General features: G+C 38.2%; 17 protein-coding genes. 9 read left to right on the top strand and 8 right to left on the bottom strand.

The genetic code is table 11. The features are described 5' to 3' along the window. Positions 1 to 5 precede the first annotated feature (5 nt). Positions 6 to 980 carry a M23 family metallopeptidase gene (locus tag ABDZ91_RS08580; RefSeq protein ID WP_425541810.1) on the bottom strand — a complete coding sequence of 325 codons (975 nt, stop codon included), beginning with the start codon at positions 978 to 980 and terminating at the stop codon, positions 6 to 8. A gap of 242 nt (positions 981 to 1,222) precedes the next feature. Between ABDZ91_RS08580 and lipA the strand changes: the two genes are divergently transcribed. Continuing rightward, positions 1,223 to 2,158, top strand: coding sequence for a lipoyl synthase (lipA, locus tag ABDZ91_RS08575; RefSeq protein WP_343798084.1), 936 nt, complete (start codon positions 1,223 to 1,225; stop codon positions 2,156 to 2,158). A gap of 40 nt (positions 2,159 to 2,198) precedes the next feature. Here the strand turns inward: lipA and ABDZ91_RS08570 are convergent, their stop codons facing one another. Then, positions 2,199 to 2,879, bottom strand: a complete 681-nt coding sequence (locus ABDZ91_RS08570; protein ID WP_343798083.1) for a YhcN/YlaJ family sporulation lipoprotein — start codon at positions 2,877 to 2,879, stop codon at positions 2,199 to 2,201. A gap of 108 nt (positions 2,880 to 2,987) precedes the next feature. Here ABDZ91_RS08570 and ABDZ91_RS08565 point away from each other — a divergent pair, with 108 nt between their 5' ends. After that, complete coding sequence (locus ABDZ91_RS08565) at positions 2,988 to 3,263, top strand: YutD family protein (protein ID WP_343798082.1); 276 nt, start codon at positions 2,988 to 2,990, stop codon at positions 3,261 to 3,263. Positions 3,264 to 3,289: 26 nt separating this feature from the next. Here ABDZ91_RS08565 and ABDZ91_RS08560 read toward each other — a convergent pair whose 3' ends face one another. Together ABDZ91_RS08560 and ABDZ91_RS08555 are read right to left on the bottom strand one after the other, a co-directional pair. Beyond that, the gene (locus ABDZ91_RS08560; RefSeq protein WP_343798080.1) at positions 3,290 to 3,613 is read right to left on the bottom strand and encodes a cytosolic protein; all 324 of its coding nucleotides are present in this window, start codon (positions 3,611 to 3,613) and stop codon (positions 3,290 to 3,292) included. Between the two features lie 67 nt (positions 3,614 to 3,680). Further along, positions 3,681 to 3,947 carry a DUF3055 domain-containing protein gene (locus ABDZ91_RS08555; RefSeq protein ID WP_343798078.1) on the bottom strand — a complete coding sequence of 89 codons (267 nt, stop codon included), beginning with the start codon at positions 3,945 to 3,947 and terminating at the stop codon, positions 3,681 to 3,683. Between the two features lie 149 nt (positions 3,948 to 4,096). On the opposite strand from ABDZ91_RS08555, the gene ABDZ91_RS08550 reads away from it, so the two are divergent. Together ABDZ91_RS08550 and ABDZ91_RS08545 are read left to right on the top strand one after the other, a co-directional pair. Continuing rightward, a complete protein-coding gene (locus tag ABDZ91_RS08550) occupies positions 4,097 to 4,537 on the top strand; it encodes a DUF86 domain-containing protein (protein ID WP_343798077.1) in 441 nt (146 codons plus the stop codon). 15 nt (positions 4,538 to 4,552) lie between these two features. Then, positions 4,553 to 5,320: a TIGR01457 family HAD-type hydrolase gene (locus ABDZ91_RS08545; RefSeq protein ID WP_343798075.1), complete on the top strand. Its 768-nt coding sequence runs from the start codon at positions 4,553 to 4,555 to the stop codon at positions 5,318 to 5,320. A 27-nt stretch (positions 5,321 to 5,347) separates the two neighbouring features. On the opposite strand, the gene ABDZ91_RS08540 is transcribed toward ABDZ91_RS08545, so the two are convergent. Then, positions 5,348 to 5,842, bottom strand: coding sequence for a phosphatidylglycerophosphatase A family protein (locus ABDZ91_RS08540; RefSeq protein WP_343798074.1), 495 nt, complete (start codon positions 5,840 to 5,842; stop codon positions 5,348 to 5,350). Positions 5,843 to 5,945: 103 nt separating this feature from the next. Between ABDZ91_RS08540 and yutH the strand changes: the two genes are divergently transcribed. Then, entirely contained in the window at positions 5,946 to 6,947 is a 1,002-nt protein-coding gene (yutH, locus tag ABDZ91_RS08535) for a spore coat putative kinase YutH (RefSeq protein WP_343798072.1), read from the top strand. Positions 6,948 to 7,008: 61 nt separating this feature from the next. Next, positions 7,009 to 7,977 (top strand): 2-hydroxyacid dehydrogenase, encoded by a 969-nt coding sequence (locus ABDZ91_RS08530; RefSeq protein WP_343798070.1) that lies wholly within the window; start codon positions 7,009 to 7,011, stop codon positions 7,975 to 7,977. Between the two features lie 40 nt (positions 7,978 to 8,017). On the opposite strand, the gene ABDZ91_RS08525 is transcribed toward ABDZ91_RS08530, so the two are convergent. Beyond that, positions 8,018 to 8,260: a NifU family protein gene (locus ABDZ91_RS08525; protein ID WP_425541806.1), complete on the bottom strand. Its 243-nt coding sequence runs from the start codon at positions 8,258 to 8,260 to the stop codon at positions 8,018 to 8,020. A 142-nt stretch (positions 8,261 to 8,402) separates the two neighbouring features. On the opposite strand from ABDZ91_RS08525, the gene ABDZ91_RS08520 reads away from it, so the two are divergent. After that, the gene (locus tag ABDZ91_RS08520; RefSeq protein ID WP_343798069.1) at positions 8,403 to 8,729 is read left to right on the top strand and encodes a YuzD family protein; all 327 of its coding nucleotides are present in this window, start codon (positions 8,403 to 8,405) and stop codon (positions 8,727 to 8,729) included. A gap of 302 nt (positions 8,730 to 9,031) precedes the next feature. Here ABDZ91_RS08520 and ABDZ91_RS08515 read toward each other — a convergent pair whose 3' ends face one another. Beyond that, positions 9,032 to 10,099, bottom strand: a complete 1,068-nt coding sequence (locus tag ABDZ91_RS08515; protein WP_343798067.1) for an NAD(P)/FAD-dependent oxidoreductase — start codon at positions 10,097 to 10,099, stop codon at positions 9,032 to 9,034. A 214-nt stretch (positions 10,100 to 10,313) separates the two neighbouring features. On the opposite strand from ABDZ91_RS08515, the gene ABDZ91_RS08510 reads away from it, so the two are divergent. Then, positions 10,314 to 10,553, top strand: a complete 240-nt coding sequence (locus ABDZ91_RS08510; RefSeq protein ID WP_343798065.1) for a YuzB family protein — start codon at positions 10,314 to 10,316, stop codon at positions 10,551 to 10,553. Positions 10,554 to 10,751: 198 nt separating this feature from the next. Then, the gene (locus tag ABDZ91_RS08505) at positions 10,752 to 11,114 is read left to right on the top strand and encodes a HesB/IscA family protein (RefSeq protein WP_343798063.1); all 363 of its coding nucleotides are present in this window, start codon (positions 10,752 to 10,754) and stop codon (positions 11,112 to 11,114) included. A gap of 54 nt (positions 11,115 to 11,168) precedes the next feature. Here the strand turns inward: ABDZ91_RS08505 and ABDZ91_RS08500 are convergent, their stop codons facing one another. Further along, complete coding sequence (locus tag ABDZ91_RS08500) at positions 11,169 to 12,161, bottom strand: NAD(P)/FAD-dependent oxidoreductase (RefSeq protein ID WP_343798061.1); 993 nt, start codon at positions 12,159 to 12,161, stop codon at positions 11,169 to 11,171. Positions 12,162 to 12,309 lie beyond the last annotated feature (148 nt).

The following is a 12,309-nucleotide window of genomic DNA, read 5'->3' as shown; positions in this document are numbered from 1 at the left end:
AGTCCTTATCTTTTGTTTTTCGTTATTCTTTCCCAATGTCTTAAATGCGGGTAAGGGTCAAACGACCACTCTGTTCTCCCATTATCTTTATACATTCCATAGTGTAAATGTGGAGGAAACTTCCCAGAAGTCCCTGGTGGCCCGTATCCTGTGCTTCCAACGCCTCCAATAACAGTCCCAGGTTCGACAATTTGTCCAACATGTAAATCCTTCGCAAAGCCATTTAAATGAGCATAATAATGGTAAGTATTGTTTATGTCTCTAATTCCTACACGCCAGCCTCCATAACGGTTCCAACCTTTCATTTCAACCACTCCATAACAAGTGGCTAAGACAGGAACTCCATAATCAGCAAATATATCGGTCCCCTCATGGATTCTACGGCCACCCCAACCACGAGCATCACCCCATGTGTTGTGGTAAGTATGATTGAATCGCAATGGCATTGGGAAGTGATGATCGTTTAAGTTCAGCCTCCCAAAATGTCTGTACATTTTTGCAAAGTTCATGATAATCGATACGGTTTTATCTCTTTTATAATAATCCCATAAACCAATTCTCAAGTTCTCATCATCTGAACCATATGATTGCAGATGCTTTGCCATCGTCATTAGAATATCAAAATCATCTGTTCTAGATGCTTTGCCATCACTGTTTCCATCTATCCCTACACCGCCGAACAAAGAGATAGAAAGGGGGTTACTGTCCTCCTGATTAGGATTTAAATAACCAGCCCATTGAGCGGGTTCATAATAAATACCAGTTAACCCTTCAGCTTTAGGCAGATCTCTTCGTACTGCGCGGATATTTCTCTCATATTGGTCTACAGCTGCTATATAGTACCATGGAATTAACGTTGCTGCTTCAATTTGCAGATAAAGCTCTGTTCGCTTGGTATAAACCTCATTAGCATTTTCACTAGCAGAGGTTTGGCTTGAGAATAGAGACATGATAAGAGTACATATCATTAAGATTCGGATAAACTTCACAATAATTTCCTCCTGATTCAATCCTTCTATACAACGGAAGGTTCAATGCCTCTTTATTTTATGGTAAATAACTCGATTCCATTAATTTAATAATTGGAAATGCTGGATAGGGTTTCAGGAAGATTTCTTTTCTTGAGTTTGGCTCTTTCCTATGTTAAAGTGACAGTTGGAATGAAGTCTTATTAAGATTAGCCATTTTACATATAATCAAAAAAAGGACGGGGTTGATTTTTTTGTCTTCGGAACGCGGTAAAAGAGATGAAATCTTGAGAAAACCGGAATGGTTAAAAATAAAATTAAATACAAATGAAAACTACACTGGCCTTAAAAAATTGATGAGAGAAAATAATCTCCACACAGTATGTGAAGAGGCAAGATGCCCAAATATCCATGAGTGTTGGGCTGTCAGAAGAACAGCCACTTTTATGATCTTGGGAGATGTTTGTACAAGAGCTTGTCGCTTCTGTGCGGTTAAAACAGGGCTTCCAACTGAGCTTGATTGGCAAGAACCAGAAAGAGTAGCAGACTCTGTACGTTTAATGAATCTTAAGCATGTAGTGGTAACGGCTGTCGCAAGAGACGATTTAAAGGATGGCGGTTCAGCAGTTTTTGCTGAAACAGTAAGAGCAATTCGCAGAAAGAACCCGTTCACGACCATTGAAGTTCTTCCTTCTGACATGGGCGGAGTTTATGAAAACCTTAAAACTCTGATGGATGCAAAACCCGATATCCTTAACCATAACATTGAAACAGTCCGCCGTTTGACTCCACGGGTTCGTGCACGTGCAACTTATGAAAGATCTCTGGAGTTTCTAAAACGATCTAAAGAAATGCAGCCAGAAATCCCTACTAAATCAAGTATCATGATTGGTCTAGGTGAGACAAAGGAAGAAATCATTGAAACTATGGATGATCTTCGTGCACATGATGTTGATATCATGACAATTGGTCAGTATCTACAACCAACAAAAAAGCATATTAAAGTTCAAAAATATTATAGACCTGAAGAATTTGCGGAACTAAAAGAAATTGCAATTTCTAAAGGATTTAGTCACTGTGAAGCAGGGCCACTTGTTCGTTCTTCTTACCATGCGGATGAACAGGTAAACGCTGCAGCCAAGCAGAAGCAAAAATTAGGTGAAGATCAAACAGACGCATTAGAAGCCTAATGAAAAAGAGTGGGATAACTCCCACTCTTTTTTAATACCACTATTTATTATTTTGACCTTGATCCATTGACTCATGGATATCGTCTCTATCCATATCGTCATTCATTCCATTTTCATATTCACCATTTTCGTTCTCATCATTATTGATTCTGTATCCTTGAGGGTATTGAAGCATTTCTTTAATGGTGGCATCAATTGTACTTTCTATACCGACAGAATCAGAATCCAATGGTGATAAATTCTCGATATCACGGATCATTTTTTTATCATCCGCAACATAAACGTGGAAGAATCTTGGAACAAAGGACATTGCAGAACGTTTTACTTGGTCAGCCGTAGCTTTACGATCCTTCGTGTCTGCTTCATAAGCGATTAGTACTTCTTCGTCAGTAACGAGTGTTGCACAATCTTTGACTTCAGGAATCTGAATAGCCATTAAACTAATCGTATTGGCTAAAGCTTCTCGGTCAAGGCTAAGGATTTCTTGATTACGAGTTACATTTTCCCCAGGCACTGGGCTCTTTTGGTGACGAACATATCCATACTCTTCAGCACGTTGTTGTTTATTATCACCTAGATTACGGTTATAGAGATCAGGTCTATCACTAATATTTACTGTGTTTCCACTTTCTTTATAAATATCTTCTCCAGCATCTTGATCCTTACAGCCGGTAAGAGCAATCACTCCACAAATACCAAGAGTTAATAAAGTTTTTTTCACAGTCTCCACCTCCTTACTAGTAGAATGACCAAACGATTTCATTTTTCTGCTTAGTAATTGATGGTTAATCCGTTATAATGAAGAGAGAAGAATGTCGAGGTGTTATTCATGATAACCATTCAAAATGTTCAGTATGAAGTCATTGAGGATTTTAGAGAAGGCTTTAACGAAGAAGCTTTCCGTGAAAGATACAGTGAAATTTTAACAAAATATGATTATATTGTAGGAGATTGGGGTTATGGACAGCTTAGGTTACGTGGATTTTTTGATGACCAGAACCCGAAAGCAACCTTTGATAATAAAATCAGTACGTTGAAAGAGTATCTGTATGAGTATTGTAATTTTGGTTGCGCTTATTTTGTAGCGAAACGAATCAAACAATAAAAAAGCCCCAACAATCGGGGGCTTTTTTATTTTGGACTTCCACCATATGGTGGTTCGTTTTCTTTATTAGGATCATCATGTGGTGGATGGGCAGGGCCCATTTGTCGTGGAAGATCCTCGTGTAAAGATTTGTTTTCATAGTTAAATGCACTATAGTACCGTTGCCCTTTTTCCCACGGAGTAGATTTATTTTCAACAGGTTCGTACTTTCCTCGAGGAGAGCCGTATGGGCCTTCAGGAAGTGTTTCTGGAACGAGGAAATTTTTCATTGTCTCTACGTTTGAAAAATCGGTGTATTCCTCTGCTTCTGTCCTTTTCTTTCGATATTGATTGTCATCATGCTCAGGCATAATTTCACCTCTTTAAAGTCTTTGGTTCTTAGGTTTCCAAAGTGAAATGAAATCATCCTTAACAATTTTACACAATCTCCATTAGAAAAGAAGTTAGTTCCTCTGCTTCTTCCTTATTTAGATGAAAGGTATGTTCGATGTAACCTTCTTCTTGCAAATCATCTTGTCCAATTATGGCAAATCGGTTCCCCTGAATATCCAGCACAATGGATTTTCCATAGTATCGATCCGTTTGAATAATACCTAAATCATAACGTTGGTGTTCTCCCATAAAACTCACAAATCTCATGGGCGCTGAAACAGTATCATCATATAGAAAAAAACGCTCAGTCATTTTACCACTCCTATTGGTTTCTGTTTCTATTGTAAACAATGTCACAGGACTCGTATAGACAAGCTATTATGAATTATCATTTCCATAGGTTCTTTTACAGGGATTATGGTACAATAAGTCAAGATGCTTAAAAAGAAAGGAAGGTCACCATGTACTTTGTTGACCGTCAAAAAATAGAAGAAACTTTAAAACATTACGACCGACAATTAAATCTTTTCTCTGTTGTTCCTACATGGGAAACAAACATTGAAAAGGCTGCACTAGAAAGAATTGCTCATATTCTAATTGAAGCTGTATTAGATGTCGGAAACGCCATGATCGATGGTTTTATTATGAGAGATCCTGGTAGTTACGAAGACATTATTGATATTCTTTTGGATGAAAAGGTAGTAGATGAAACGTTAGGACAAGCTCTCAAAACGTTAGTTGAGTTTCGAAAACCACTTGTTCAAAATTACCTTCAGGTAAATCATGATGAGATTGTCCAATGTATTACACAAGATAAAGAGGTACTCTCTACATTTTCACCAGCAATTCGGGACTATTTAACGAATGAACTTGGACCTGTTTCTGCTTTCAAACCCCTTTAAAGGAGTTATTCCGCTATGAAGAAGTACAAAGGTTATCTTATTGACCTGGATGGCACCATGTATAAGGGAAAAGAGAAAATAAAAGAGGCTGTAACTTTTATTAAACGGCTCTCCCAAGCTAAAATCCCTTATTTATTTGTTACAAATAACTCTACCAAGACACCTGAAGAAGTTGCCCAAGTACTCAACGGTTTTGGTATTCCTGCAGAATCCAACCATGTTTTTACAACGAGTATGGCAACAGCACGTTATATCACTCAAGAAAAGAGTAATCCCAAGGTGTATGCTATTGGGGAAAAAGGTCTCCAAGAAGCATTGCTTTCAGCAGGGTGTATCTTTTCAGAAGTCGATCCGGAGATTGTTATTTCTGGGTTAGATAGAGATGTTACCTATGAAAAGTTAGCAACGGCAACCCTGGCCGTTCGCCAGGGTGCCATTTTCATATCTACAAATAGTGATATAGCTTTACCTACAGAGCGCGGTTTCCTACCAGGGAATGGGGCACTAACATCAGTCATTTCAGTCTCAACTGGAGTTCAACCAACTTTTATTGGGAAACCAGAACCAACTATGATATCTCAGGCCTTAGAAATTATAGGGCTATCCAAGGAAGACGTACTTTTGGTCGGAGATAATTATAATACTGATATACTCGCAGGTATTCGAGCTGGGATAGACACACTTCATGTACAAACAGGTGTGACATCATTCGAAGAATTAAAAAATTATGATATTCAGCCTACTTATTCCGTAAAGTCATTAGACGAATGGAACAACATATAAGGTCGACCCATTAAGGGTCGACCTTTATTATGGTTCATCATGTGTTCTGTGGGCAAGTCTACTGGAAGCTGCTGCTGCGATAGCTCCAACAATATCGTCTAAGAATGTGTGGCATTGTCCGCTCGTTTTATCATTTAACTTCTGGAGTATTCCTGGCTTTAATTTATCAATGTATCCATAGTTGGTAAACCCAATTGAACCATATACGTTTACGATCGAAAATGCCAAAATTTCATCTACTCCATAAAGACTTTCATCTACCTCTACAATAGATTGTAACGGAGCATCCAAGAGTTTCTTTTCCGCTAAACGATCTAATTGAATGCCTGTCAATATTGCATTTTGAACCTCGCGTTTAGTTAAGACTCTTTCTACGTTTTCAATACAGGTTTCAATCGAAAGGTCATCGTGATATTTTTTTTGGAGGAACATAACTAAATCGGCTATATCTTCGATGGTAACCCCTCTTTCTAGTAACCACTCTCTTGCTGTTTGTCCCAGTACTTCTAAATGATCGCTCATAGTACATCTCCTTTAAAATTGTTGTTCACTTCACTTCATGAAATAAATCCTTTTAACATATATATGGGTATAAAAGCTGTCCTGCGAAAGGAGGTTACCCGATTTGGATAGTCAAAGCTTGAAAAGCCAGTTTGATATTGAATGGGAGCAACCTGTTAAAATTGGACGCTATAATGGAGTTTATTCACAAGGTGTCCTATATATTATGGTTCCTATTCAAAATTGGGAAGAGACGGAGCTCGTAGAACTATATAAAATGTCAAATCACTTATATGCTCATGGTGACCAAACGGTGGCCCGCTTTAAACAAGCGAGAAATGGTTCATTTATTGGAAAATATCAAGAAGAACCCTATGTTGTTTTATATAATGAACATTTACGCGTTTTCAATACATCCAAAATGGGAAGAAAGTTGGCTAAGTTTCATCACCGAGGTAGATTATTTGAGGAAAGAGTGGAACATATCAGCAGAATCGGGCAGTGGAAGGAACTCTGGGAAAAACGCTTAGATCAAATGGAAAAGGTCTATCATGGAAAGGTATTTTCTCAACCAGATGATGAATTTGACTTAGAATTTATTCACTCCTTTCCCTATTTCATGGCTCTCGCTGAAAATGCGATTCAGTATCTTGTGGATACCGAACTAGATGATGATCCAACAGACGTGGATGCAGGAACAGTATGTTATCGTAAGTTTTCGATTTCAAATTGGGGTGGAGAGGTCTTTATTAAAAATCCTTTTGACTGGACTTTTGATCATGCAGGTAGAGATCTTTCTGAATGGACAAGAGAGCATTACTGGAATCAAAGAAGAACCTATGAAACTGGAGTACATCAGTTTTTTCAAGAGTATCAAAGTATCAATGTTTTATCTTCATTTTCATGGAGATTAACTTATGCGCGGCTCATTTTTCCGCTTCATTATTTCGAGTGCATAGAAGACTATTATTTAGCAAACTCTGAGCACAACCGGAAGCTGCAAGAAGAGAAGCTACAAGCGATATTAAGGGGCACCCAAGACTATGAGCTATTTTTAGCAAGGTTTTACGAGCTGGCTGAAGCTCCCGTTCGTACATTGAAAATTCCAAGCTTAGGCTGGGTTTGAAGTGATTTTCTTGAAGGATTCATGATACGATAAGGTATATAAGCTGAAAGGGTTGGAAATTGTGAATCGTGTGAAGATCTTGATTACCAGAAAATTACCTGAAGAATTTGTGAATCCTTTAAAAGATGAATATGAAATTGTTATGTGGAACTCGGAAGAACAACCAGCCTCTATAGACTTTTTAAAGAAAGAGGTTGAAGATGCATCTGCTCTATTTTCCATGCTATCAGACCCCATCAATGAGGAACTGTTGAGTCTTGGAAAAAAGTTAAAGGTAGTAGCTAACTTAGCTGTTGGCTATGACAATATCGATGTTAAAGCTGCGAACCAAAAGGGGATCACAGTATGCAATACTCCAGACATACTATCCGATACTACTGCAGATTTAACCTTTTCATTGCTAATGGCGACCGCAAGAAGAATTGTAGAAGCGGCAGAGTATGTGAAACAAGGCAAATGGGAAAGCTGGAGCCCATTTTTACTAGCAGGAAGAGATATTCACCATAAAACCATTGGAATCGTGGGAATGGGTAAAATTGGGGAAGCTATTGCCAAAAGAGCAACAGGTTTTGATATGGAGATTCTTTATTACAACCGTTCTAGAAAACTAGAAGCTGAAGAGAGATTAGGCGCTCATTACCGAGATTTTGACTCTCTCATTAAGGATAGTGATTTCGTAGTCTGTATGACCCCATTTACGCCTGAAACAAAAGGGTTGTTTGGTGAATCAGAATTTAGAAAAATGAAAAGGACTGCTATTTTTGTCAATGCTTCCAGAGGTGCAGTTGTCGATGAGGATGCCCTCCTAGCAGCATTGGAAGTGGGAGAGATTGCAGGGGCTGGATTAGATGTATTCGTAAAAGAGCCAATCAGTGGAGAGCACCCACTTCTAAAGCTACCTAACGTAGTGGCACTTCCTCACATCGGTAGTGCTTCAATCGAGACAAGGTCAGCCATGATTGAACTATGCTTTGAGAACATAAGACGCGTAATTCAAGGGAAGCAGCCAAAGACAGAAGTAAAAATATAAAAAAGAGCCAATCCTTTGAGGGTTGGCTCTTTTACTTGAATTAGAATACTTGCTCTACTTCTACAACTCCAGGAACTTCTTCTAATAACGCACGTTCAATACCGGCTTTTAAAGTGATGGTTGAACTTGGACAACTTCCACATGCACCTAGAAGACGAAGCTTAACAATACCGTCCTCCACGTCTACAAGCTCACAGTCTCCACCGTCACGAAGAAGGAATGGACGTAATTTATCTAATACTTCTTGTACTGATTCTCTCATTTGTACTTCAGTCATACCCATCGCTCCTTTCTTTACCTCTTATTATAAAGGGTAAACCAAAAAAAATCTATTTCTAAACTCCTATATCCAAAAAACGTCAGATGGTTTCAAATTCCCTCCACTTCTAGTAATATAATAGTAGCGATTGTTAGGGGAGGATACTATGACAAAGCAATTATCCATTTATGTTTATGGAGCAGAACAGCTATGTGCAAGTTGTGTCAATTTGCCGTCTTCAAAAGAAACTTACGAATGGTTACAAGCGGCTATTGAAAGAAAATATCCAGAGCAACCATTTAAAATAGAATATATCGATATTTTTAACCCGCCTGAAGATGAGGCGAAAAAAGAATTTGCCAATCGAGTGATAGAAGAAGATTTATTTTATCCACTTGTTCTGATTGAAGATAAAATTGTTGGGGAAGGAAACCCGCGTTTGAAGACGATTTTTTCTGAGATGGAGAAGTACGGGTATCATTCGGCATCTTAGGCTGGTGAGGGGAGAGAGGGACCTATTGGGGTTCCTCTTTTTTATGCGGGAAAATAGGTAATCAGTCTTAGAAAAGAGAGTGTTTATTCCGTATTTCCCAATATATGTAATAAATGGAGCGGAAATCATAGAATGTGTGCCGAATATTCCATAAAAAGTAAATGATGGAACAGAAGTTAAAGAATATGTGCCAAATATTCCATAAAAAGTAAGAAATGGAACAGAACCCGCTGATTGCGCGCCTGATAATGTCACTATCGTAAATAGAAAAACCGCGCCATTATCTGGCACGGTCTAAAAAATCATCCATTATGGTATTTATACATCCAAAGCACACCGGACTTAAGTAAACGAGCAAATCGTCCAGTGATCGTTCTTTCTGCAACCAATCCAAATCCGTGTTTCTTACCTAATGAACCAAGAACACCTTTTAGTTTGATACGAGGTAGTTTTTCAGGAAGCGGTTCGCCTTTCCAACGCTTTTGAAGAACTTGAACAATTTGTTCAGCTTGTCCTTCTGCTAATTGGGCACTTGGGGCATGCGGTAAGCTTGCACAGTCACCAAGTACATATACATGTTCATCACCTGGAAGATTGTGATGAGGAGTTAATACGACACGTCCTTGCGAATCTTTTTCTACTTCCATCTTTTGAACAACTGGGTTCGGTTGAATACCCGCCGTCCAAACAATCGCATCACAAGGGTTTGGTTCGCCATTGTTATAAAGAATATTGGGTTCAACCTTTGTAATGTTAGCCTTGTTGATGACTTCAACGCCATGTGTTTCAAACCAACCTTGAACGTATTCACTCAAGCGTCTTGGGAAAGAGGAGAGAATAATTTCACCACGGTCAAATAATCGGATTCTTAGGTCTGGACGGCTTTCTCTTAGCTCACTAGCTAATTCAATTCCACTTAGTCCACCACCAACAACGCCAACTACAGAATTAGCAGGTAGGTTATTGAGTGTTTCATAAGTTCTTCTTGAACTCTCAATAGATTGTATGCTGTACGTATATTGGTCGGCACCCGGAACGTTGTGATACTTATCCACACAGCCAAGACCAACAACAAGATCATCATAGTGAATCGGTTCCTGATTCAGCATTTCCACTTTTTTTTCATCCATGTTAATATTCGTTACATCACCATAACGAATTTCTAATTGTGGATGCTCTGGGAATGAAACACGTACATGGTGATCGGAGATTGTACCTGCTGCCAGGGCATAGTACTCTGTTTTCAGGCAATGATAAGGGTTACGGTCAATTAAAGTAATTTGAACATCTTCCGGAAGTTGATTTGGCAAGAAACGCTGGAGAATTCTCATTCCACCATAGCCTCCGCCAAGAATAACTAGTTGCTTCATTATGATTTCCCCTTTAGCTTCACTAAGAAGACTGGCTTTTATATATATAGTAGTATAGATAAATGATAGCGGTTTACACTTAATTACCATGTTAAAGTATATCGAAAATTAGGGTAAACGACAACAGTATTCCAAGATTTCTTGTTATGCGTGCTATATCATTGACGAATAAGTGTAAAACATTTAGGATATTTCTCTAGTAGAGGTGTTTAAAATGATTAATCCTATTATTGAATTTTGTGTAAGTAATCTAGCAAGTGGCGCGTATGAAGCGTTAGAAATATTAGAAAAAGATCCAAACTTGGATATTGTTGAATATGGTTGTTTAAGTTATTGTACTCAATGTGCAAGTTCATTATATGCTCTAGTAAATGGAGATGTTGTGAAGGGGGAGACCCCTCAGGAACTTGTAGATAATATTTACGCATATCTAGAGGAAAATCCGATGTTTTAATTCATTAAAGGTCATCCTAGTGATAGGGTGATCTATTTTTATCTTTTGAAAACAGCCTTTGTTAAAATCAATAAATCAACAAAGTTGTCGTCCAATACTAAATCACGTTATACTAGTTTATATAAGTGAACCAATTTAAAACGTGTACTCGCTCATACAGCTATGAGCATATGATAAATAAAAAAGGGAGGGTTTCACTTGGATCAAATTGTTATCATCACTGAAACGGCTGCCTTTCAAATTAAGGATATGTTGAAAGAGCATGGTGAGGAAGCTGCATACCTTCGTGTCGGAGTTAAAGGTGGCGGATGCAGTGGACTATCTTATGGCATGGGAATAGATTCAGAAGTTAAAGAGGAAGACGTCACTTTCGAACAGCATGGTATTAATGTCGTCGTAGATAAAGAAAGTGTTGGAATTTTAAGAGGAACAAAAATTGATTTCAAACAATCCATGATGGGTGGAGGATTTACGATTGACAACCCAAATGCTATTGCTTCATGTGGTTGTGGATCATCCTTCAGAACTGCACAAAACCAAGGAACGCCAGAGAATTGCTAATCTATAATCTAAAGTAAAACGGATGGTCACCTTCAGTGAGCAGCCGTTTTCATATTAGTCGTTAAATAGAGAAGTACTATGAAGTGGTTGTACGCGTGATTTTGGATCGATAAAGGATTTTGCATTGTTAACTGCAGTCGGCCCTTCACCAAATCCAGTTGCAATGAGTTTCACTTTACCTTCGTACGTACAAATGTCACCAGCTGCATAGATACCAGGGATATTAGTCTCCATTTTCGAGTTGACGACAATAGAGTTTCTTTGAATTTCTAATCCCCAATCTTTAATTGGGCCAAGGGAAGAAACGAAGCCAAAGTTTACAATGACAGAATCTACATCAATGACTTCTTTGCCTTCACCTTTAGTATCCTCTAATACAACTTGTTTAATTTCGTCATTATCCCCGATTAACTCAACAGGGTTGTATGGTGTCATAATTTGAACAGAGCTATTCTTTAAGTTTTCTACACTATGTTCGTGTGCTCTGAATTTATCGCGTCTGTGGACAATGGTAACTTTTTCTGCAATTGGCTCAAGCATTAAGGACCAGTCAACTGCTGAATCTCCTCCACCGAAAACAACCACTCTTTTACCCGCAAATGCTTGAAGGTTATCAATAAAGTAATGCATGTTCTTACCTTCATATTGTGATGCATTTTCTAGTTCAAGTCGTCTTGGTTGAAAGGCACCATTACCTGCTGTAATAATAATACTCTTTGAATAGTGAACTTCTTTATCAGTAATTAACTTAAATGAGCCGTCTTCTTGTTTTTCGATACTTTGAACGGATTGCTCCAAGCTTGTTTTTATATCGAAGCGGGACATTTGCTCCTTTAAGTTATCAACTAACTCTTGTGCACGAATTTTTGGAAATCCTGCGACATCATATATGTATTTTTCTGGGTAAAGTGTAGATAACTGTCCTCCCAGTTGTGGTAAACTTTCAATAATATTGACAGAAGCCTGTCTCATACCTCCATAAAATGCGGTGAATAAACCAGTTGGACCTCCACCAATTACAGTAATATCATGTACTGTCTGATCCATTATTTCTCCTCCTTGCCGTTTATCAACTTTACTAATCATTATCATACCATAGATTGCTTTCCTTCATATACATACAAGTCCTATCAAACTTTACTTTTCTTAATATTCTAAAAAAGGTTTACAACCTTGAAAATACTATGAAAAAGTC

It is taken from the genome of Bacillus carboniphilus (assembly GCF_039522365.1).
Lineage (GTDB): Bacteria > Bacillota > Bacilli > Bacillales > JC228 > Bacillus_BF > Bacillus_BF carboniphilus.
The sequence above is the reverse complement of the archived record's forward strand: the minus strand, read 5'-3'. Positions and strand labels throughout refer to the sequence as shown.